This is a genomic window from Stappia sp. BW2, from assembly GCF_008107695.1.
Taxonomy (GTDB): domain Bacteria; phylum Pseudomonadota; class Alphaproteobacteria; order Rhizobiales; family Stappiaceae; genus Roseibium.
This window is the reverse complement of sequence record NZ_VIRG01000053.1, coordinates 26,402-48,460: the sequence shown is the minus strand read 5'-3', so window position 1 is coordinate 48,460 and position 22,059 is coordinate 26,402. Positions and strand designations below refer to the sequence as shown.

Annotated in this window: 21 protein-coding genes; 12 read left to right on the top strand and 9 right to left on the bottom strand. The window is 60.6% G+C overall.

All coding sequences use genetic code 11. The features are described from left to right. Window positions 1–26: 26 nt before the first annotated feature. Entirely contained in the window at window positions 27–896 is an 870-nt protein-coding gene (locus tag FMN63_RS04560; RefSeq protein WP_148582772.1) for a MurR/RpiR family transcriptional regulator, read from the bottom strand. A gap of 149 nt (window positions 897–1,045) precedes the next feature. Here FMN63_RS04560 and FMN63_RS04555 point away from each other — a divergent pair, with 149 nt between their 5' ends. The 7 genes from FMN63_RS04555 to FMN63_RS04525 all read left to right on the top strand — a co-directional run bounded on the left by FMN63_RS04555 (window position 1,046) and on the right by FMN63_RS04525 (window position 9,350). Further along, the gene (locus FMN63_RS04555; RefSeq protein ID WP_209000937.1) at window positions 1,046–1,822 is read left to right on the top strand and encodes an N-formylglutamate amidohydrolase; all 777 of its coding nucleotides are present in this window, start codon (window positions 1,046–1,048) and stop codon (window positions 1,820–1,822) included. Further along, on the top strand, window positions 1,815–2,411 hold the full coding sequence (locus tag FMN63_RS04550) for a TRAP transporter small permease subunit (RefSeq protein ID WP_148582771.1): 597 nt from the start codon (window positions 1,815–1,817) through the stop codon (window positions 2,409–2,411). Before FMN63_RS04555 ends, FMN63_RS04550 begins: the two co-directional genes overlap by 8 nt. Next, a complete protein-coding gene (locus FMN63_RS04545) occupies window positions 2,411–3,751 on the top strand; it encodes a TRAP transporter large permease (protein WP_148582770.1) in 1,341 nt (446 codons plus the stop codon). Before FMN63_RS04550 ends, FMN63_RS04545 begins: the two co-directional genes overlap by 1 nt. 115 nt (window positions 3,752–3,866) lie before the next feature. Then, a complete protein-coding gene (locus FMN63_RS04540) occupies window positions 3,867–4,916 on the top strand; it encodes a TRAP transporter substrate-binding protein (RefSeq protein WP_148582769.1) in 1,050 nt (349 codons plus the stop codon). Window positions 4,917–5,009: 93 nt separating this feature from the next. Next, entirely contained in the window at window positions 5,010–6,377 is a 1,368-nt protein-coding gene (locus FMN63_RS04535) for a glutamine synthetase family protein (protein WP_148582768.1), read from the top strand. Between the two features lie 217 nt (window positions 6,378–6,594). Continuing rightward, complete coding sequence (locus FMN63_RS04530) at window positions 6,595–7,983, top strand: aldehyde dehydrogenase family protein (protein ID WP_148582767.1); 1,389 nt, start codon at window positions 6,595–6,597, stop codon at window positions 7,981–7,983. 203 nt (window positions 7,984–8,186) lie between these two features. Beyond that, entirely contained in the window at window positions 8,187–9,350 is a 1,164-nt protein-coding gene (locus tag FMN63_RS04525; RefSeq protein ID WP_148582766.1) for an iron-containing alcohol dehydrogenase, read from the top strand. A 142-nt stretch (window positions 9,351–9,492) separates the two neighbouring features. Here FMN63_RS04525 and FMN63_RS04520 read toward each other — a convergent pair whose 3' ends face one another. Beyond that, window positions 9,493–10,521, bottom strand: a complete 1,029-nt coding sequence (locus FMN63_RS04520) for a helix-turn-helix domain-containing protein (protein WP_209000936.1) — start codon at window positions 10,519–10,521, stop codon at window positions 9,493–9,495. A gap of 134 nt (window positions 10,522–10,655) precedes the next feature. Here FMN63_RS04520 and FMN63_RS04515 point away from each other — a divergent pair, with 134 nt between their 5' ends. Beyond that, complete coding sequence (locus FMN63_RS04515; protein ID WP_148582764.1) at window positions 10,656–11,729, top strand: alpha/beta hydrolase family protein; 1,074 nt, start codon at window positions 10,656–10,658, stop codon at window positions 11,727–11,729. A gap of 99 nt (window positions 11,730–11,828) precedes the next feature. Here FMN63_RS04515 and FMN63_RS04510 read toward each other — a convergent pair whose 3' ends face one another. Further along, window positions 11,829–12,341 carry a hypothetical protein gene (locus FMN63_RS04510; protein WP_148582763.1) on the bottom strand — a complete coding sequence of 171 codons (513 nt, stop codon included), beginning with the start codon at window positions 12,339–12,341 and terminating at the stop codon, window positions 11,829–11,831. A 232-nt stretch (window positions 12,342–12,573) separates the two neighbouring features. Between FMN63_RS04510 and FMN63_RS04505 the strand changes: the two genes are divergently transcribed. Continuing rightward, a complete protein-coding gene (locus FMN63_RS04505; protein WP_148582762.1) occupies window positions 12,574–13,452 on the top strand; it encodes a PhzF family phenazine biosynthesis protein in 879 nt (292 codons plus the stop codon). Window positions 13,453–13,474: 22 nt separating this feature from the next. Here the strand turns inward: FMN63_RS04505 and FMN63_RS04500 are convergent, their stop codons facing one another. From FMN63_RS04500 to FMN63_RS04480, 5 genes are all read right to left on the bottom strand, one after another. Continuing rightward, complete coding sequence (locus FMN63_RS04500; RefSeq protein WP_148582761.1) at window positions 13,475–15,052, bottom strand: serine hydrolase domain-containing protein; 1,578 nt, start codon at window positions 15,050–15,052, stop codon at window positions 13,475–13,477. Window positions 15,053–15,236: 184 nt separating this feature from the next. Beyond that, window positions 15,237–15,713 (bottom strand): DUF6505 family protein, encoded by a 477-nt coding sequence (locus FMN63_RS04495; protein ID WP_148582760.1) that lies wholly within the window; start codon window positions 15,711–15,713, stop codon window positions 15,237–15,239. A gap of 4 nt (window positions 15,714–15,717) precedes the next feature. Then, complete coding sequence (locus tag FMN63_RS04490; protein ID WP_148582759.1) at window positions 15,718–16,419, bottom strand: biotin/lipoate--protein ligase family protein; 702 nt, start codon at window positions 16,417–16,419, stop codon at window positions 15,718–15,720. Continuing rightward, window positions 16,416–17,516: an Mrp/NBP35 family ATP-binding protein gene (locus tag FMN63_RS04485; RefSeq protein ID WP_148582758.1), complete on the bottom strand. Its 1,101-nt coding sequence runs from the start codon at window positions 17,514–17,516 to the stop codon at window positions 16,416–16,418. Before FMN63_RS04485 ends, FMN63_RS04490 begins: the two co-directional genes overlap by 4 nt. Before the next feature lies 1 nt (window position 17,517). Further along, the gene (locus tag FMN63_RS04480) at window positions 17,518–17,712 is read right to left on the bottom strand and encodes a DUF6494 family protein (RefSeq protein ID WP_148582757.1); all 195 of its coding nucleotides are present in this window, start codon (window positions 17,710–17,712) and stop codon (window positions 17,518–17,520) included. Window positions 17,713–17,805: 93 nt separating this feature from the next. Between FMN63_RS04480 and FMN63_RS04475 the strand changes: the two genes are divergently transcribed. Beyond that, window positions 17,806–18,582: a hypothetical protein gene (locus FMN63_RS04475; RefSeq protein ID WP_209000935.1), complete on the top strand. Its 777-nt coding sequence runs from the start codon at window positions 17,806–17,808 to the stop codon at window positions 18,580–18,582. A gap of 16 nt (window positions 18,583–18,598) precedes the next feature. On the opposite strand, the gene FMN63_RS04470 is transcribed toward FMN63_RS04475, so the two are convergent. Beyond that, complete coding sequence (locus FMN63_RS04470; protein WP_148582756.1) at window positions 18,599–20,563, bottom strand: 4Fe-4S binding protein; 1,965 nt, start codon at window positions 20,561–20,563, stop codon at window positions 18,599–18,601. A gap of 230 nt (window positions 20,564–20,793) precedes the next feature. Here FMN63_RS04470 and FMN63_RS04465 point away from each other — a divergent pair, with 230 nt between their 5' ends. Further along, window positions 20,794–21,339 carry a DUF3305 domain-containing protein gene (locus FMN63_RS04465; protein ID WP_148583090.1) on the top strand — a complete coding sequence of 182 codons (546 nt, stop codon included), beginning with the start codon at window positions 20,794–20,796 and terminating at the stop codon, window positions 21,337–21,339. Then, a complete protein-coding gene (locus FMN63_RS04460; RefSeq protein WP_148582755.1) occupies window positions 21,336–22,010 on the top strand; it encodes a DUF3306 domain-containing protein in 675 nt (224 codons plus the stop codon). Before FMN63_RS04465 ends, FMN63_RS04460 begins: the two co-directional genes overlap by 4 nt. Window positions 22,011–22,059: the final 49 nt, after the last annotated feature.

Sequence of the window (22,059 nt, the reverse complement as noted above, 5' to 3'; positions counted from 1 at the left end):
CATGGTTCCGGCCGGTTCGTGCCTGGTCAGATATCCGGTCCCATGGCGCGGCCCTCGGTCGAGGGATCGATGTCGTTGCGCAGTTTCTCCAGGGCGCGCATGCGTTCCTGAGCGCATTTCTGGTTTTCCCGGGTGACCCCGGTGATGAGCACTTCGGCAATCGCCATGAGTGCCAGGGATGAGTCCCAGGGGGAGGGAACGGCGACACGCGCAGGCAAGACGAAACTGGCGATACGGCCGACCGGGGACATCCAGCTATCGGTGACAAGCGCCACCGTGGCCCCTTGGCGGGCAGCTGCTTCGGCGAACTGGATGATTTCAGCCTGATATCGACGGATGTCGAAGACGACGACCACATCCTTCTGGCCGATGCCGATGAGCTGGTCGAGCCAGTTGCCCTGCTGTCCGGCGACATGGTTTACGTTGGCCCGTACGATCCGCAGATGCGCCGCCATGTAGCGGGCGAGGCCATCGGTAAAGCGGCCGCCGATCAGATGCACATGCTTGCGCTCGTCCGACAGCAGCTTGATGAGGCCGGTGAGTTCACCCTTCGGCAGGTGTGCAAACGTCTCGCGCACATTGTCCAGAAGCTGGCTGACGTGCGGATCGCCGACAGGGTTTTCCTCCATGTTGGCGCTGCGGGCCAGCGGTGAATTGAGCTGGCTTTCCAGTTCGCCGCGCAGCTTGCGCTGGAACTCGGCAAATCCGGGGAATCCCAGGCGGCCGACGAAGCGCAGGATGGTGGGGGAACTGACCCCGGCGGCCTCTGCAAACTGGGCCACGGTGCCCAGGCCCTGCATCGGGTAATTGGCCAGCAAGGCATGCGCCGCCTTCTTTTCCGTCGCGGTGAATTCGTCCAGACGGTCGCGAATATCTTCCACAAGAGGACGTTCCATGGGCGTCGGCCTTTATGACGGTCCGCGGTGCCGATTTTCATTTGACAGCCGCTGCAATCTGCGTATCAAATATTACAGAAGTTATCAAAGTCGGCAATCCTGTAATAAACATTACAAAATCGCAGGGCCGATCTTTCAGGGAGTTGGGAATGGGTTTGAATCCCCAGACCGGAGGCATGGCGCGGGCTGTCGCCGTTGAAAATGCGGAGGGAGTGGGGCCTTTCGTTTTTGTATGCGATCACGCATCCAACTTCTTTCCGCCTCCCTATGACACATCGCTCGGTATCACCGACGCGGACAAGATCGCGCATATCGCATGGGACCCGGGGGCGCTCGGTGTTGCCAGGGGTCTGGCCAAAAGCCTTGACGCTCCCTTGGTGCATACCACCGTTTCGCGCCTCATCATCGACTGCAACCGCGAGGAAAACCGGGCCGATCTGATCCCGTGCCTCAGTGAAACCACCCAGATTGCGGGCAACCAGAATCTGGCGGCCGATGAAAAAAACTTTCGTCTCGATCTGGCCCACCGGCCTTTTCACGATGCCATCGACAAGGTGATCAGCCAGCGGCTCGAAAGCGGGCTACCGACGGCAGTGGTCTCTATTCACTCGTTTACCCCGGTCTACAAGGGCGTGTCCCGGCCCTGGGAAATCGGTCTGATCTATGACAACGACCGGCGTCTTGCGGATCCGGTTCTGGCGGCGCTGAAGGGACGGGGAGACCTGACCGTTGGCGACAATGAGCCTTATGCGCCGTCTGATGGTGTCTATTACACCATCCGCCGCCACGGCGAGGACCGCAAGCTGCCGTGCCTGATGATCGAAATCCGCAATGACGAAGTGAAAACGCCGGAAGAGGAAGCGCGTTGGTCCGAGTTGCTGGCGCCGGTTCTGCGCGCTGCGGCCGAAGGAGGGCTGAATGTTTAAGGTCGCACGCATTTACGTCCGGGCCGTGGACGGGTTCAATCGCAGGCTTGGCAAGGCCGTCATGTGGGGTCTCTTCGTGATGGCCGGCATTCTGCTGTGGTCGTCCGTTTCAAAGACGTTTTTCAGCCCGTCCATGTGGACCCTGGAAATGGCGCAATTTGCCATGGTCGCTTACTATGTTCTGGGTGGGCCCTATTCCATCCAGCTCGGGTCCAATGTGCGCATGGATCTGTTTTATGCGGAATGGAGCGTGAAGAAGAAGGCCTGGTTCGATGCCTTCACCGTGCTTTTGCTGATCTTCTATCTGGGCGTCCTTCTTTACGGGGCGCTCAATTCCTTTGCCTATTCGCTTGGCCATTTTCAGCAGGACCCCTTCACCTTCTACAAGGACCTGATCACTGCCTTCCTCACTGGCGGGCCGGAAGCCGCGCGGGAACAGATGGGTTACATCGAGCGCAGCCCGACCTCATGGCGGCCTTATCTGTGGCCGGTCAAGCTCATCATGATCATTGGTTTTTTTCTGATGTTGCTGCAGGTCTTCGCTGAATTCCTGAAAGATATCGCCCGGATCAAGGGAGAGACGATCTGATGTCCTATGAGATGATCGCTCTTCTCATGTTCTCGTCGATGATGCTGATGCTCCTGACGGGGCAGCGTGTCTTCGGCGCCATCGGTGCGATTGCCGCCATTGCTTCCCTGGCCCTTTGGGGCACGGGTGGCGGTGACATTCCGTTCTCGGCAGCCATGAAGCTGATGAAGTGGTATCCGCTGCTGACGTTGCCGATGTTCATCTTCATGGGTTACATCCTGTCGGAGACCAAGATCGCCGACGACCTCTACAAGATGTTCCATGTCTGGATGGGGCCGATCAATGGCGGGCTGGCCATCGGCACGATCCTGCTGATGGTGCTGATCTCCGCCATGAACGGCCTGTCGGTTGCCGGAATGGCCATCGGGGCAACCATCGCCCTGCCGGAGCTGTTGAAACGCAAATACGATAAGCGCATGGTCACGGGGGTGATCCAGGCGGGCTCCTCCCTTGGCATTCTGGTGCCACCCTCCGTGGTTCTGGTGCTTTACGCCATGATCGCGCGGGCACCTGTCGGCCAGCTTTGGCTCGCCGGGGCGGTTCCGGGGCTGATGATGGCTGCACTGTTCATCATCTACATTGCCATTCGCTGCCGCCTTCAGCCGTCACTTGGTCCGGCCTTGCCGGAAGACGAGCGGAATGTGCCCAGGGCAGAAAAATACCGTCTGTTGCTGGCCGGTCTTCTGCCTATCATCATTTTCGCGGCCATGATGGTGCCCTTCGTGATGGGCAAGACCAGTCTTGTGGAAGCGTCCGCCGTCGGCGCGCTTACCGCGCTGATCGCCTCCATTTTGCGCCGCCGTCTGACGCTGGACATCCTGACCCTGTGTCTGAAGAACACGCTCGGCATTTCCTGCATGTTCATGTGGATCATTCTGGCGGCCCTCGGCTTTGGCGCCGTCTTTGACGGGCTCGGGGCGGTGAAGGCGATTGAAAGCCTGTTCACAGAACAGCTCGGCCTGTCCCCCTGGATGATCCTGATCCTCATGCAGCTGTCGTTTCTGGTGATGGGCACCTTTCTGGACGACACGGCAATGCTGGTGATTGTCGCTCCGCTTTATGTGCCGCTGGTCGGATCTTTGGATCTGGGCATGCCGCGTGGCGACATCCTGATCTGGTACGGTGTTCTTTACACGATCACCACCCAGATCGCCTATATGACGCCACCCTTTGGCTACAACCTGTTCCTGATGCGCGCCATGGCGCCCAAGGACATCTCCATGCGCGATATCTACGGCTCGATCCTGCCGTTCGTTCTGGTGATGATCCTGGCGCTCGTGATCGTGATGCTTTTCCCGGAAATCGCTCTTTGGCTGCCCAATCTGGTCTATGCCAAGTAGGGGCACCGGGACAATAAAGAAAAGTCTGGAGAAAACAGACACTGACGCGCGGCAACATACAGAACCGGGAATCCGGCTTGCCGTTTGGACCGCACATTCACATAGGGGAACTATGATGACCAATAGACGTGATTTTCTTAGAAAAGCCGGGCTCGGCACGGCTGCTGCCGCCGGTGCCTCCACTCTGGCAGCTCCGGCTGTCCTTGCCCAGGAGCCCATCAAGTGGCGTCTGCAGACCTATGCCGGCGGCGCGCTTGGCGAGCAGGTGACGAAGCCCATGGTGGACTACGTCAACAATGCCTCCAACGGTGAACTGCAGATCGAGCTTTACTACGCCGATCAGATCGTCCCGACGGGCGAATTGTTCCAGGCGCTGCAGCGCGGCACAATCGACGCCGTGCATTCGGACGATGACTCCATGGCCTCGCCGACCCCGCTGCGCCAGTTCGGCGGGTATTTCCCGTTCGCGACCAAGCATATTCTGGATGTGCCGGTTCTCTTCAACCAATACGGTCTTGCCGACATCTGGCGCTCCGAATACGAAAAAGTCGGCGTTTCCTGGATTTCCTCTGCCGGGCAGGACCCGTGCAACTTCAACACCAAGAAGGAAATCAAGTCCGTTGCCGATCTGGAAGGTCTGAAGCTCTACACCTTCCCGACCGCCGGCCGGTTCCTGTCCAAGTTCGGCGTTGTTCCGGTCACCATTCCGTATGAAGATGCGGAAGTGGCTGTGCAGACCGGCGAACTGGACGGCATGGCCTGGTCCGGTATCACCGAAGACTACACGGTCGGCTGGGCGGATGTGACCGATTACTTCCTGACCAACAACATTTCCGGTGCCTGGATCGGGTCCTGGTTCGTCAACCAGAAACGCTGGGCGGATCTGCCGGATCACCTGAAGCAGCTTGTTCTGGCGGCAACCGAAGCCAGCCATACCTACCGGAACCAGTGGTACTGGGGTGGCGAAGCGCGTCTTCGGGCCCGGGGTGACAAGTTGAAGCTGCGCACGGTTCCGGCCGCCGAATGGGCGCAAGTGGAAGATGCCGCCAAGGACTTCTGGAAACAGGTCGCCGAGGAAGGTGAACTCCAGGCCAAGATCATCTCGATCTTCGAGGAATACAACCAGGTCATCAACCAGGCTGGACCTCCTTACAACTTTGGCTAACACCAATGCTCACGGGCTCCGGGGAGGTCTGTCTCTCCGGGGCCTCTTTTGCCGATTGTTCCTCTCGAGATTTAGACCAGCGGAAAACACCATATGTCCGGGAACCTGACCTTTGATGCCCTCAAATCCCTCGTCGCCTCCGGCGAGATCGATACGGTGCTTGCCTGTATCGTCGACATGCAGGGGCGGCTGATGGGCAAGCGGTTTCATGCCCAGCATTTCGTCGACAGTGCCTATCACGAGACCCATTGCTGCAACTATCTGCTGGCCACCGATCTGGAGATGTACACGGTCGAAGGTTATGCGGCGACGAGCTGGTCGGGCGGATATGGCGATTATGTCATGAAACCGGATCTCGGCTCCCTGCGGCGGGTGCCGTGGCTGGAGGGGACCGCCATGGTGATATGCGATATCCTCGACCATCACACTCACGAGGAGGTGCCGCATTCACCGCGTGCCATGCTGAAAACGCAGGTGGCGCGTCTCGGCGAGCTTGGCCTGACGCCGATCATGGCGACCGAACTGGAATTCTTCCTGTTCGAGAAGAGTTTCGAGGACCTGCGCAAGGACGGCTACCGTAATCTGGAGCCGATCTCCGGTTACAACGAAGATTATCATATCCTGCAGACCACCAAGGAAGAGGACGTGTTGCGCCCGGTGCGCAATCACCTCTACGCGGCCGGCATTCCGGTGGAGAACACCAAGGGGGAAGCCGAAGCGGGGCAGGAAGAACTCAACATCAAATATGCTCCGGCTCTCGACACGGCCGAATATCACACCATCGCCAAACATGCGGTGAAGGAAATCGCCTGGGCAAAGGGACGCTCCGCATCGTTCCTGGCCAAGTGGCATCATTCGCGTGTCGGCTCCTCGTCCCATGTACACCAGTCGCTGTTCGACACGGACGGCAACAACGTCTTCGTGGATGCCAAGGGCGAATACGGCATGTCGCAGATAATGCGCCACTACATGGCCGGGTTGATCAAATATGCGCCGGATTACACCTATTTCCTGGCGCCCTACATCAACAGCTACAAGCGCTTCCAGAAGGGCACCTTCGCGCCGACCAAGACCGTGTGGTCGGTCGATAACCGCACCGCCGGTTTCCGGCTCTGCGGCGAGGGCACCAAGGCTCTGCGTGTGGAATGCCGTATCGGCGGGTCCGACCTCAATCCCTACCTGGCGCTGGCAGTTCAGATCGCCGCCGGCATCAAGGGCATGGAAGAGAAGCTGGAACTCGACGCGCCGACCACCGGCGATGTCTATGATGCGCGCAAGGCCAAGGAAATTCCGCACACCCTGCGCGATGCACGCGAGACCTTGCGCAGGTCGAAATTCCTGCGGGAAGCCTTCTCCGATGCGGTCATTGACCACTATGCCCGCGCTGCCGAATGGGAGCTGGAGGAGTTCGATCGCGTGGTCACCGATTACGAAATTGCCCGCGGTTTCGAGCGGGCATAAGAGGCGAAGAAGCACCATCCGCTCACCTCATCCTGAGGAGGACCGCAAGGTCCGTCACGAAGGATGGGCCACTTATTCAAAGAGTGTGCGGCCCATCCTTCGAGACAGCGCTGAAGCTCTTCCTCAGGATGAGGGATCGGATGAAAGCACTTCAGGAATAAACAGAGCCAACCACTTTCAACAAGCCGTCCGTAGAGGCGGTTCTGAGAGGTTCAAAATGTCAGATATCATCAAGCTGATTTCCCCAATCGACGGTTCGGTCTATGCCGAACGCCCGGCGCTCGACGATGCCGCGGTTGATCGGGTTGTTTCCGCGGCGCGGACCGCGCAACCGGGCTGGGCTGCCCTGCCGGTTGCCGAACGGGTCGCCTATTGCCTCAAGGCGCTGGAAGCGCTGAAGGCGATGAACGACGAAGTGGTGCCGGAACTGGCCTGGCAGATGGGTCGGCCGATCCGCTTCGGCGGCGAACTTGGCGGCACCATCGAGCGCACCGAATATTGCGCGAACATCGCGGCCGAAGCGCTGGCTGATGTGGAGCGCACCGACAAGCCGGGCTTCAAGCGGTACCTGCGCCGCGCGCCGCTTGGCATCGTCATGGTGATCGCGCCCTGGAACTATCCGTTCATGACGGCCATCAACACGATCATGCCGGCACTGATGGCGGGCAATGTGATCGTTCTGAAACATGCCGCGCAGACGCTTCTGGTCGGTGAACGCCTGGCCAAGGCTTTCGAGATCGCCGGTCTGCCGAAGGGTGTCTTCCAGAACATCGTTCTGACCCACCAGGGAACGGAAAAACTGCTTGGCTCCGGTCTTATCGACCATGTCAATTTCACCGGCTCTGTTGGCGGCGGGCGTGCCATCGAAAAGGCCCTGGCCGGCACTTTCGCAACGCTCGGCCTGGAGCTGGGTGGCAAGGATCCGGCTTATGTGCGGGCCGATGCCGATCTGAACTATGCGGTCGAGAATCTGGTCGACGGCGCTTTCTACAATGCCGGCCAGTGCTGCTGCGGCATCGAACGCGTCTATGTGCATGAAAGCCTCTACGACCGCTTCGTTGAAGGCTTCGTGGATCTGACCAGCCAGTACAAGCTGGGCAATCCGCTGGACGAGGCGACCACCCTTGGCCCGATGGCCCAGGCACGATTTGCTGCCTGGATCCGCGAGCAGACGGATGAAGCCCTGCGCAAGGGCGCGAAGGCGCATATCGACACCTCCAAGTTCGAAGCCGACAAGGAAGGAACGCCCTATCTGGCGCCACAGGTGCTGACGGACGTCAACCACCAGATGTCGGTGATGCGCGAGGAAAGCTTCGGCCCGGTCGTCGGCATCATGAAGGTGAAGGACGACGAGGAAGCGCTGCAATTCATGAACGACAGCCCTTATGGCCTCACGGCTTCCATCTGGACCGAAGACGCTCAGGCTGCCGGCGAAATCGGCGACAGGATCGAGACCGGCACCGTGTTCATGAACCGCTGCGACTATCTCGACCCGGCCCTTGTGTGGACCGGCGTCAAGGACACCGGCAAGGGCGCTGCCCTTTCCGAAATCGGCTTCCACAACCTGACCCAGCCAAAGTCGTTCCACTTCCGTCTGGAACATTGAGGCGCAACTGACAAACGATCGGGCAAGACCGGGCTTACGCCTGGAAGGCAATCGGGCCGCTGGTCTTGCTCTCCTCTTCTTCCTTGTAGGGGATGTCTCCGTCCAAGGGAAAAGAGGGCGGCTGTTGAAGCACTTGGCGACATACGCGGAAACAGGTCGGGGCAGCCCGACCATGATTACCAACATAAACCCATGAGACACCCATGAGCTCACTTCCTTCCGTCAACTGGTCCTATCCGACCTCCGTTCGTTTCGGTGCCGGCCGCATCAAGGAACTGCCCAGAGCGGTCAAATCCGCTGGCATGTCCAATCCGCTGCTGGTGACCGACCCGGGCCTTGCCGGCCTGCCGATGGTCGCTGCCGCAATCGAGAGCCTGAAAGCCGATGGCCTTCAGGCCGCGGTCTTTTCCGACGTCAAGCCGAACCCGGTCGACAGCAACATCGAGGCCGGTGTCGCGGCTTACAAGGCCGGTGGCCATGATGGTGTCATCGCGTTTGGTGGCGGCTCGGGGCTTGATGCCGGCAAGCTGATTGCCTTCATGTCCGGCCAGAGCCGGCCGATCTGGGATTTCGAGGACATCGGCGACTGGTGGAAACGCGCCGATCCGGACGGCATCGCACCCATCGTGGCCGTGCCGACCACCGCAGGAACCGGCTCGGAAGTCGGCCGTGCGGGTGTCGTCACCAATGAGGCGACCCACACAAAGAAGGTCATTTTCCACCCGAAAATGCTGCCGGCCATCGTTATCTGCGATCCAGAGCTGACGGTCGGCATGCCGCGTTTCATCACCGTCGGCACCGGCATGGATGCCCTGGCACATTGCCTGGAAGCCTATTCCGCACCGATGTATCACCCGATGTCCGAAGGCATTGCGCTGGAAGGCATGCGGCTGGTGTTCGAGAACCTGCCGAAGGTTGCGGCCGATGGGGCTGATCTTGAGGCTCGCGGTCATCTGATGAGCGCCGCTGCCATGGGGGCTGTTGCCTTCCAGAAGGGTCTTGGGGCCATCCATTCGCTCTCCCACCCTGTCGGCGCGCTGTACGACACCCACCACGGCATGACCAACGCGGTGTTCATGCCCTATGTGCTGCAGTTCAACAAACCGGCCATCGAACAGAAATTCGAACGTCTTGGCGGTTTCCTTGGCATCTCGGGTGGGTATCAAGGTGTGCTCGACGCGATCCTGAAACTGCGTGAAGACCTCGGCGTGCCGCACACGCTGTCGGGTCTTAACGTCGATGACAGCAAACGCGACCTGATTGCGGAGATGGCAATTGTCGACCCGACCGCAGGCGGCAACCCGGTTCCGCTGACCAAGGACGGTGCGCTGGAAATTTTCGACAAGGCTCAGCAGGGCACTGTCTGAAGCAGGACATATTGAAGTCGAAGGCGCACCGGTATCCGGTGCGCCTTTTTGTTTTTTTAGCCCTTCTTTCGTCCTCCCGGATCTTCGCTTCGCTGCGTCCGGGAGGTCAATGCCGGGGGCATCCTGCTGACGCTTGGTGCGCTTATTGGCTTTTCTGCTCGCTGTGGCGGCCTTCCGCCTTCCGCCACTGATCCGGGGTCATTCCGGTCACGCGCAGGAATTCGCGGTTGAAGTTCGATTTGGTCGAAAATCCCGCGCGGTACATGGCCTCGGTGACGGTCACGTCTTCCTGCTGCAGCACGGTGCAGACATCCTTGACCCTGAAATTATTCACATAACGCGAGACATTCATGCCGCGAACCCGGTTGATGGCCTGTGAGACCTGGCGGGCGGGCAGACCGGCACGGCGGGCAAGTCTTGAGAGGTTGAGTGTGTCGTCGCGGTGAAGGTGCTGCGCGGTCATCAGGGCGTCGACCCGCGCGACGATTTCAGCGTCTTCGGATGTGGCGGTCTGGACCGCGGGTTCCGGCTCGTTGTTAGTCTCCGTCTGGGCCTGGCCTGCCGTTCGGGCGGCAAGCCCGATCAGCAGAAGGCTGACGATATTGGCGTTGCTGACCAGAAGCGCTGCATGGCTGCCGCCCGAGCGTTCAAAATCGAGCAGGATGACCAGATCGAAGCCGGCGGACAGGCACAGGCAGAAGGCAGCCAGCCACAGGGCGCGGTGGGCCGCGGCGGCTTCGTCCAGCCGGGCAAGGCCGAGGCCGTCCGGTCCGCGCCACGCGATCCCTGCCAGGGCCACGGCATAGGCCAGGAACAGCACTATCAGCGCCCCGTCCAGCAAGAGAGGCGCCGCAAGCATCAGCCCGAGCGTGACGAGTGCTGCCAGCGGCGCCGCTGCCAGGCGAAGCGGTCCGGGCGCGGCCCGGTCGACAAGACCACGAAAACTTTCATAGGCAAGCGGCGGAAGCAGAGCGGCGAGCAGCGGCTGCACGAAGCGCAGCGCTTCGACGTTGTACCCCCAGCGCAGGCCCAGAACGATGGATTGCAGGCAGCACAAGGCAATCAGCATCAGGAAGGCGCGCGTGGCGGCTGCACCATTGCTTTTCTTCAGGAACACGAAGACCAGCACCAGCAGCAAGGCGTTGACGAAAGGCAGGGGAACGAACAGCACGGGCAAGGCACCTCAGTGGGGCGACAGCGGGGACCTTGATCACGATCCGGAGTGACTGAATCGCGAAAGAGGACGCTTTCGATGAAGGCCTTAGCAAGAATTCAGTCATTGCTCCACTGACTGAAAGCCACGTCATGAAAATACAATCTCTTCTCCTGCCTCTGGTTCTCACGTTGGCCGTCACCGCGCCTGCCAAGGCTCAAGAGCCGGTGGGTGTTCAAAAGATCACGGTAACTTCGAAAGCCAGGGGCGAGGATCTCACCGTCCTGGTCTGGTATCCGGCCCAATCGGGCGGCGAGCAGGTGCTCATAGGCGATGACAGGATCTTCGAAGGAACACCTGCCCTGCAAGATGCCGTCAAGGTGGGCGGCTCCTTTCCGCTGATCCTGCTGTCGCATGGGTCGGGAGCGTCGGTCGAAAAGATGGCCTGGATCGCAAGCGAACTTGCCGGCGACGGCTTCATTGTCGCCGGTCCCAACCATCCAGGCACCACCAGCGGCGATTCCACGCCGGAAGACACGCCGAAGCTCTGGCAGCGGACGGATGATCTTGCAAGGGTGCTCGACAAGCTGCTTGCCGATCCGGACTGGTCGACGTCAATCGATCCGGGGAAAATCGGCCTGTTGGGATTCTCCCTTGGCGGAGCCGCCGTTCTGGAAAGCGCAGGTGCAACGGCCAGTCTGGAGGCTTATGCCGACTATTGCGACACCAACCCTCAAATGCCGGATTGCTATTGGTTCAAGGGCGGGAGGGCGTTTCGCGACGGCGAGGAAATCAAGGTCGAGCCGTTAGATCTGCGGACGATCGACAAGACCTTGTTCGAACAAGACCGAAGGGATGCCAGGATCACATCGGTTGTCGCTGTCGATCCATCGGTTGCAGATGCTTTCAACGAGCAGAGTTTCGCCGGTATCGACATCCCACTGCATTTTCTCAACCTGGGTGTCGCCGGGAAGATCGACGTGGGTGTGCGCTCCGCACATCTGGCTGAGGCTGCCCCGGACGCCGAACTGGATCACATCGCGGATGCCGTCCATTTCAGCTTTCTGCCGGTGTGCAAGGCCGATGCGCTTGCCTTCATGAAATCAGTAGGCGAAACGGACACTTTGTGCACCGATGGCGGTGGCCGACCTCGTGCGGACCTTCACGATCAGATGGCTGGCCTGATTGTCGGGGCGTTCCGGACTGATCTGAAGCCTGGAAACTGACAGCTTAGCGGCGTTCTCAATTGAGTTGTTGCCGAAGTAACCCGCAGTCTCCCGCACATTCGGGCGAGAGAGACCGCGGGTTCGTCTCTTTTGTCGGGGTCAGGCGCCCTGGCTGCGTTCGATCAGCTTCAGCACAGCCACCAGCACGATGCCGTAAAGGACATGGCCAACAAGGGCGACCCAGGCGATGCCGGTGAAGTTCAGGAAGAAGGGCAGTCCGGCAACCGACGTGATGCCGCCGATGGCGAAGACCCACAGGCCAAAGCCATAAATTGCGGACGGCAGAAGCCAGTGGGTGGTGCCAAAAACGCGTTGCCACAACGGCGCGAAAATAAACATCCAGCCAATCGGATAGCCGATCAGGCCGACGACATAGAAATGGACGAAGTATCCGGCGAAATCGCCCTTCGGCAAACCCAGGCTACCAAGCAGGCTCTTGGCAAGGCCGTGCGGTGAAAGGGTCGCAAACCCAAGGGCCGGGCTGATCATCTGGCCCCAGAGATCAAAGGCATTGGTTGCAAAGAAACCTGCGATGAACATCAGACCGAGCGTATGGAAGTTCAAGGCCGGCAGAACGCCAGCGTATTGACGTTGGCTGGAAATCGTATTCATGACGCGATCACTTTCCTGAAATTGGCTTTTCTGCTGGCAGATACTTGGTTCTGAATGCGATCACATGGAAATAAAATGGCGGGGCCCCCGCGTGACGATTTCGTGATGAATAATTGACGTCTCGCACTGGCGGTTTCCTATCTTTGGATAACATGCCGTCAGTGTTGCCCCACCTTCTCTCGCATGGTCGGATGCGGTTTCGTTCCAGCCCCCGCAGCGTGAGAAATCCGAAATGGATAAGTTACCCGTCCGCCTTTATGCCGCTTTTGCAGCCGACGAACGGGGTGGCAACATCGGCGGTGTCGTCTTCGAGGATACGCCACTATGGCCGGACGCCCGCCAGCGGATCGCGGCGGATCTCGGCGCGCCGACCACCGGCTTTGTCCGGCAGACATCCGAAAAGAGGATCGAGGTCCGGTTTCATTCGGCCCGGTCGGAAATGGCCATGTGTGGCCACGTTACCGTGGCTATTTTTGCGGCGATGCTGGAGGACGGACGGATCGGGCCCGGCAGCTACGTTCAGCAAACACCTGCGGGTGAGATCAACGTCGAAATAGCCTCGGACGGGGCCGTCACCATGCAGCAGCCTTTGCCGAAGTTCGGATTGAACGAGGCGAGCGCAGACGAGATCGCGCCATTGCTCGGGATCGATCCCTCCGGAGTGATCAGCGTTGCGGCGTCCTCGACGGCCCTTCGGCATGTTTTCATCGAACTGGCTGACACCGGCGCTCTGGTGGCGCTTCGTCCGGATGATGACGGTTTGCGCCGTTTCAGCCAGGCGCGGTCCATCGACACGATGGGCGTCTGGTGCCGAACGGGGCTCAGGGTGGGCAAGGCGAAGGTTCGTCTGCGGGACCTGTGCCATGGTGTCGGCGATCCGGAGGAGGCGGCCAGCGGCACCACCAATGGCGCGCTGGCCTGCGAATTGGTCCGGGCCGGGAAACTCCTGCCCGGCGTTGGCGGGCAAGCGGTTCTGTTGACCGAGCAGGGTGTCGAGATGGGCCGTCCGAGCATCGTCAGGACGGTCCTGAGCACGGCAGACGGCGAGGTGACCGGCGTTTCCGTTGGTGGCTATGCGGCCTTGCGACTGACCGGCACGTTTCTTCTGTGAAACCCGCCGCCCTGATGTGACGTCAGATCCTTTCGAAGAGCGCGGGCCCCGTTTCGCTGAAGAGCTCGATCTCGATGGATTCGGCCGGGCCATTCGAAATATCGTTGAAGACGACCGTCGAGCGGGACCCTGCCGGCGCGTTTTCGGTGGTGACATCGAACACCATTACCGGCCCATTCCAGGGCTGCAGTGGAAACTGCATCTGTTTCGGTCCTACCGTCAGCACCACGTTTTCGCCCTCGGCCTTGACCTCGACCTCGCCAAAATACGGGTTGGAATAGGTGCCGGTGAGACGGTCTTGCGAAGGCGTCGGGGCTGCATCCGCCGGACGTTCCTGGCCCACGGTCCTGCCGAGCTTGGTGTAGAAGCCTTCGAACCTGCTCGAATATCCAGCGTACCAGTCCCGGGTGATGTAACCGAGCTGTGCCAGATCGGTGAAGGAGGCGGCGATGGCTTCGGCGGCCCCGACTGGGGCTGCGTTGGTGAGAACGACAATGCCGAGGTCGAGCGAGGGGATCATCGCAAAGCAGGTGCCCGCACCCAGTAGGAATGCACCGGAATGGCCGATCCGGACACGGCCGGACGGGTCTGTACCGACATTGAAGCCGTAACCGTAAAAACCGGATCTTGCATCGGGGCTCTGGGGACGGTCCGAAAAGCTTTGCGGGCTGAGGGCCGGCAGAAGCGCTTCCGGTGCGATGAGCTGGGTACCGGCATGTTCGCCATTTGCCAGTAGCATCTTCAGCCAGATGGTCAGATCGTTCACAGTTGAGCTGACCCCGCCGGCAGGTGACTGCTCGTCCGGGTCGCGCTGGAACAGCGGGGCAAAGCCGTCACCGTCGCGGCTGTGAGGGATGGCGCGGTCGTCGGCCGCCATGTAGTCGGCGAAGCGGGAGCTGGTCGAGGTCATGCCGAGTGGCCGGTAGAGCGCTTCTTCCGAGAGACTGCTCCAATCTGTGCCGGAGGCTTCTGCAACGGCCTCGGCGGCGGCGGTCAGGCCGAAGTTGGTATAGGCGTAGGAAATGCGGAACGGTGCCAGCGGCAGCAGTCTCAAGCGTTCCAGAATTTCCTTGCGACCGAAGCCGAGGTCTTCCAGATCGTCACCGGCATGGTCGGGCAGGCCGGAACGATGGCTGTAGAGGTCGCCAATGGTCAGCTTTTCGGTGCGGTCGGGATCGGACAATTCGAACCAGGGCAACAGATCGCGCATCCGGCTGTTCCAGGCGACAACGCCCTTGCTGACCTGGCGCGCGACAACGGTCGACCCCACCGGTTTTGACAGGGACGCAAGCTGAAACACCGTGTCCGGCGAGATGGGGTCTGATCCGCCAAGGCGGCGCACGCCGAAGCCCTTGGAATAGACGGTTTGCCCACGATGGACGGCGGCAATGGCCAGCCCCGGAAGCTTGCTGCGCTCCATCACGTCGGCCACGATTGCGTCAAGCTCGGCGATGGCTTTTGCAATCTGCTCGGGCGGGGCTTCAACACCAGGTGTCTGGGCGGGGGAAAGCTCCTGCGCAAAACCGCGCAGCGGCAGGGCCGTCAGGGCAGCGGTCGCAGTTCCGAGAAACAGGCGGCGGGAGAGTGTGTGCCGGGACATGGGCAATCATCCTTGGGAAGAATCTGAAATCAAAACAAGCGGCTGCATGATGCGCGCAACGCACCGGAGAGATCAATATTATGACGTGCAATCGGGATTATTGAAACTTTCTGGTTAATCATCCCTGTCTTCGGGGCTGGCAGGTGCCGGGCGTCGGAACGGCATCCGGCCAGAAGACCAGGAGCTATTCGATGTCGCCATGGACGGCGACCATGTCCAGCTTCGCTTCAGGAGCGGCGATTGTCCGGAAAGATTCACGTACGCCGTCTTCGGTCAGCTCCCGCTGAACGGCAATCAGCGTGTTTTCCGGGTGCTCTTCACAGAGTTCCGCCATATAGGCCAGCTCCTGATGGGCCACACCGAGCGCGGCCTCCACGGACGGAGCGCCGTAGATGTCGACGAAATGCTGTGCGAGGCGCTCGGTCAGGGCCGTAAATTCGGTTTCCCCGATGGGTGTGACGGCGACGAAGGTTGCCCGGCCGAACGTCTCCAGCCCCAGCCAGCCGTTGGCGAAGGCCTGGCGGGCCTTGCCAGTCAGGTCGGCTTCCGTCCAGTCGGAAAACTCGAAACCGCCGGACAGGCACCATTCGCCGGTGCGGGCCGGCGAAAAGAAGACGTTGCGGTCGCTGTCATCCAGGTGAATGGCGCGGGCGAGTTTCATCCGATTATTCCTCAAGACGGCTGGAAAGCGGGATCAGGACCGTGTCCTTATCCGTTCGCAGCAGCATACCAAAATTTTCGTCGACGCCGACGAACGTGCCGGCGGTTCCTTCGACTTCCACAGTTTCGCCCATGGCCCAAACAAGGCCGCGCCACTCGGCATGGACGGGGCGCGGGCCGTCGTCAAGCCAGCGGTTGAGCCAGTAGAGGCTGTGGCGCACCCAGCACTCCAGAAGCTGGTCGGCGGTGATCTCGCCGCAGCCTTCTTCGGACAGCCACGTGCGGTCCGGATCCTTGCCGGGACTTGATTTCCGGCTGGTCATGTTGAGCTCCAGGCCAAGGATCAGCCAGTCCGGTGTGGCCTGCGGATCCTCTGTGGAGGCCCGGATGCGCATGCGTCCGCAAACCGCGCCATTGACGCGGATCCGCCCATCCCATTCCAGGTGGACGGCCACCTCCGGCGGCGCAAGCGTGCCGAGGGCTGCCTGAAACCCCAGACCGCAGACCGGCAGGACAGCCATGGCCTGTTCCAGCGAGACTTCCGGCGCGAAGATCAGCGCGGCCCGCAGACCTTCCCCGCCAAGGTTATAGACAACCGTGCCGGGGTCCGTGCCAGTGATGGCAAGCGCCAGGGCGCGCTCGAAGGGGTCGGCCTGGCCAGTCAGGGCTTCTCCCTGAAACAGCGGCGGAAACTGCACCTCGCTCATGCGTTGCCCTCCGCAATCAGGGTCCGGGCGAGCAGGCGGAACACGGAGGCTTCCGGGGCTTCGGGTGTCTTGATCGAAATCGGCGTGCCGCCATCGCCGGCCAGGCGAATGTTGAGATGCAGAGGGACCTCGGCCAACAGGGGAACGCCGAGCTTTTCCGCTTCCTCGGCAACGCCTCCGTGGCCGAAGACATGTTCCTCGTGGCCACAGTTGGAGCAGATGTGGGTCGACATGTTCTCGATCATGCCGATGAGCGGAACCTGCATCTGGTTGAACATGCTGATGCCTTTGCGCGCATCGATTAGGGCAACGTCCTGCGGTGTCGAAACGATGATCGCGCCATCGACGGCGAATTTCTGGCAGAGCGTCATCTGGACATCGCCGGTGCCGGGCGGCAGGTCGACGATCAGCACATCGAGTGCGCCCCATTGCACCTGGGTCATCATCTGCTGCAACGCGCCCATCAGCATCGGCCCGCGCCAGGCGACGGCCTCGTCGCCCGAAGTCATCAGGCCGATGGACATCATGGTGACGCCGTGGTTGCGCAGCGGCAGGATCATCTGGCCGTCCGGCGAGGTCGGCCGTCCGGAGATGCCCAGCATCTTTGGCTGCGATGGTCCGTAGACATCGGCATCCAGCAGACCCACCTTGCGGCCTTCGGCGGCCAATGCGCAGGCAAGATTGGCCGCAACGGTCGACTTGCCGACGCCACCCTTGCCCGAGGCAACAGCGATCACCCGGTCGATGCCCGGCACCTTCTGCGGACCGGTGGCGCCGGGTGCCGCCGGTTTTGCCCGGATCGGTTGGGGTTCGCTCGGTTTGGGCGCTGCGGGTTGGGCGGCAGGCTGGTCTGAATGAGAGGTCAGGATCACCTGAACGCTGTCGCAGCCTTCCAGAGCTTCGAGCTTCGTTTCCGCTTCGGTCTTGAGAGCTTCCATCTCGGCCATGCGCCGCGGGTCGATCTCCAGAACGAAGCGAACCGAACCGCCGTTCACCTGAAGTGCCCGCATCATGCCGGAACCGGCAATGTCCTCGCCGGTGGCCGGGTCCTTGATCGTTTTCAGAACCGACAGGGCGGCTTCACGCGTCAGCGGCACGTTAGTCCTGCCCTTCGATTTCACCGGTGACCACGTGTTCGAGACCGAGTTCCTCGATCGTGACCACGGCTTTCACCTCGAAGGTTTTTCCAGCGCTCGGGCCAGCCTCGCGTACGGCTTTTTCAATTGCCTGCTGCGAGGTCACACCGACCTGCTTCAGGAACTTGCGCATGGACATGTTGAAATCGTCGCTCATCTTGTTCTCCTGTTGAATGCGGTGCGCATTGACTGCGCGCCGAATTGAAACCTACCCTAGCGCATGTGGCCAGCAACGTGAGGGAGGAAGCGCGTGGGCTGCCGTGCCTTGATCATTCTCGCCGTCGCCCTGTTGTCCGGCATGCTGTTGCATGCGCCGGGGATGGCCCAGTCGCGGTCCTTCCGGCTGGGGGTGCCGCAGGCCATCGCCGAAACCGGCTTCCTCCAATATCTGTTGCCGCGCTTTTCTCTCAAGACCGGTATCCGCATTAAAATCGTCGATGATACCGAGCCTTCCGATCTGCGTCTTTCCGACGGCTCTTCGGGGAACACTTCGGGGCGGGCGGTATTCTCCGGGTTGGGCAAGACCTGGGCTCTTGTCACCCTTGACGAGGCCAATGAACATGCAGCCCGCTTTCGGGACTGGCTGACCGGCGACATCGGCCGGCGAACGGTCGATGCCTTTGAAAAGAATGGCGAACAGGTTTTCACCGCCGCGCTGAAGCAGGAAGATGATTCCGGCCCGGTGCTGCTCTCCGGCGATGCCATTCGCGGCGAACAACTGGCCGTGCTCCATTGCGGGCGATGCCACATGGTCAATGAAGCAACGCGCCTGTCGACCATCGGTTCGTCGCCTTCCTTTGCGGTGATGCGCAGCTTCTCCGACTGGCAAATGCGGTTCGAGGCGTTTTTCGCACTCAACCCGCATCCGGCTTTCACGGTGATCGACGGTGTCACCGAGCCCTTCGACATCACCAGGCCATCGCCCATCGTGCCGGTGCAGATGACGCTTGAGGACCTCGACGCGATCCTGGCTTTTGTCTCCCGCATTCCCCCGGCAGACCTCGGCGCGCCGATCCAATACCAATGATCTCGTCTCATCCGGTTCAATGATCGCGCCGTTTGCTGATGTAGTCGTCCGATGTGCGTACACGCGGACGCTCCGCTGACGCAAACGGGTTGTTTTCCGAATGATAGACGGCATTCACGCGGCAATCGTCGCACATCTGAATGAGCTGGATGGCCTTGTTGTTCTGGAACATGGAATGTTTGCCGGCGAGCTTTTCCGTCAGCTTCATCACGGTCGAGCGGACGCCGAAAGGCTTGCCGCATTCAATGCAGTTGAACGGCTCTTCTTCCTTCAGAACCTTTGCCCGCAGCGCGTCGTCCGAAAGGTCCAGCCGCGGGTCCAGAGACAGGGCTTTTTCCGGGCAGATTGTCGTGCAGATGCCGCATTGCAGACAGGCGTCTTCCTGAAAGCGCAACTGCGGCGCGTCGGGGTTTTCCTTCAACGCACCGGACGGACAGAGTGACACACAGGACAGACAGAGCGTGCAGGCGTCGTGATCCAGTTCGACCGCACCGTAGGGGGCACCCGCGGGAAGCGGAATGACCTTGCCCGGGTCGTTGAGTGCCTTGGCCGCAAGGCGTGTGATTTGCCGGCGCGAGCCAAGCGGCAGGATCGGCTGCACAGCGGCAACCGGCTGCTGTTCGCGGTAGAGAAACTCTTCCAGTTCGTCCGGATCGGTGGGTGAAACCATCGACACGCGTTCGTTGCCGGCAATTGCGTTGGCCAGTTCGGTCTGGAAGGGGATGCCTTCCTTTTCCGTGGCGGGCGACAGCAACAGGGTCACATCGCTGAACCCACAGGCAAGTGCTGCCAGACTTTCCGCGTGGCCGAAGCTGGCGAGAGCCTCCATCTCCATCGGAATGACGTCCGCTGGCAGTCCCTTGCCGTATCTTGCGCCGAGGCGGATCAGCTCCGCACCGTGGTTGCCGTCGTGAACGAGCAGGCGCGGCGTGTCGGAACTCAGTTTCCGCCAGGTGGTTGCAAGGGTCTGCAAACGCTGGAAGGTGTTGCTGACCGGGGGCGCGTCATAGCTGATGGCACCGGACGGGCAGACTGCAGAACAGCTTCCGCACCCGGCGCAGACCATCGTATCGACCGATACATGGTCGCCGTTTGGGGTGATGGCGCCAGTGGGGCAGAGATCGAGACAGCGCGTGCAGCCGGTTTTCCGGGCTCTGGAATGGGCGCAAAGCTGCTCGTCCAGGCGGACGTAAAGAGGTTTTTCGAAGGTGCCGACAAGTTGCGAGGCTTCCAGCAACACCTTGGTGAGGGCGGCGGCATTGCCCGGGTCTACCCGCAGATAGCCCTCGCGCTTTTCCGGGGCGGGAAAAAGCGGCTGCGCCCGGCGAAGATCCAGAATGATGTCGCATCCCGTGCGCGCGCCGCTCTTGGGATCGGTCCAGTTGAAGGCGCCCCGTCCACCGGGAACGCGTTCCTGCAAGGCATCGAAACCGACCTTGAACTGGCCAAGCGCACCCGTTGCCGTTGTTACCTGGCCGCGAACGATGTCGAAACGCCGGTCGTCGGCAAGGGGAAGCTCGTCGGCAGGGTCCAGCAGCACGGTGACGCTCAGGAGCTCGCACAGATGATCCGCTGCGGCGAGCGCTGCTTCGGCGCCGCCAAGGATCAGGCAGGTGCCTTCAGAGGTGACGTCGACAACCTTCGCGCCGGGGGAGGGCAGGATCGCTTCGGCGATCAAAGCGGCCATCTTGGGAGACGCGCTGCGACTATCGGCGGTCCAGCCGGCGCGGTCGCGCAGATCGACAAAAAGCGGTTCTTCCACTTCAAGGTCGGCCGCCAGATCCTCGAACGCCAGGCGTTCCTGCTGGCAGGCGACGATCACATTTCCCGCCTGAAGCGCCTCGGCAGCCTGCGGTGCTTCGCCGCGGCAAAGTTCTGTGTGGATCTTTGAACAGGACAGTCCTGTGGCCTGTTCAATCTGCCCGGCGTCGATAACCTGAGTATTCAGGCAATCGCATAGCAGAAGCCTTGGTTGCGTCATTGTGTGCGCGTCCTCTCCCCGGATTGTCCGAAATCGATTCTTCAGTGATTTGTCAGACATTTCCAAACCACATATCAAGGGGGCGGAAGCGTGCGCGTCAAGTTCGACTTCCGCGGGCCTTGAAATTTATGTTGCTTGCTACAGCATCTAGATGAAGTTCAATACAGCGCCGGAGTGAACCGGTGTACGGGAAGGTAGGTTTGTCCGTGACGAGGGAAAGAACGCGCGTCATGCCTGTTGGCGTGGTGGTGCGCAGGCGGCCTGGCGTGACACGCTGGCAGAAATGGACCTGGCTGCCCGTATCCCTGTTGCCGGGGGCGGCGCCTGCGGACTGGAAAATGCTGCGGGCCGACGGCGATGTGATCGAGTATCATGCCGTGACCTTGAGCCTGGAACTGCACCACACCCAGACCGAAGCCTATCTGATCGCTTTGTCCGACAAGGTGCCTTCGGTCTATGTTGTCATGCGGGACGCGCCGGAACTGGAACCGGCGATCCCCATTGAAGTGCTTCATATGACGGCGTCGGCCCACGAAGGTCTGGACTACACGGACTCCGCCGAGGTTGTTGTTGAAAAAGTGCCGATGCCACCGGGACTTATTGCCTGGATCCGGGAATTTGTGGATATGCACCACGAAGAGGAAATCTTCTACAAGCGCCAGCGCGACATGCACCGTATCGACCTTGAGGAAGATGGTGTCGGGGATCCGCGCATCCGCCAGCTTGCCGATGTTTACCGGGCGCCGGGTGCCCGCAAGAAGGATACTTTGCAGTGAGTTCCGGCGACGACAAGCCACGGGATTTCTGGTCGAGGCGCAAGGCTGCGGTGCGCGAAGCCGAAGCTGCGGAGATCGAGCGCCGCGATGCGGAGCTTGAAGCTGCGAAACGCGTCGAACTGGAAGAAAAGAGCGACGCGGAAATCCTGGAAGAACTCGGACTGCCGGATCCGGACAGTCTCGAGAAGGATGACGATTTTACCCGCTTTCTTGCCAAGACCGTGCCGGAGCGGCTGCGCCGGCGGGCCTTGCGCCGTCTCTGGGTGTCGAATCCCGTCCTTGCCAATCTCGACGGTCTGAATGACTACGAAGACGATTACACCGATGCTGCAACCGCCGGTCAGGTGGTGAAGACCGCCTATCAGGTCGGTCGGGGGTTCTTGAAGCAGGTTGTTGAAACCGCAACGTCAGAAAAGCCGGAAACGTCATCGGCCGAGAACAGTGAAATGCTTCGCGGACAAAGTGATTCTGCTGCAGTGCAGCAAGAAGAACTTGACGCTACGCAATGTACTGATGACGAAAATGGAAAAACATCTATTCGATTGACGCAAACAGACGAGCCGGTGCAAATTAGTGAAATTGGAACTATTGTGGCCGAAGAAACAGCACTGATCGAAGTCGAAGAAGAGCGCCCGCCGAAGCGGCGCCGAATGCGGTTCGACTTCGATTAATACTAAAGTCTAAGAAGATGTTGCGCCAGAAAAGCACCGCGTGCGTGCG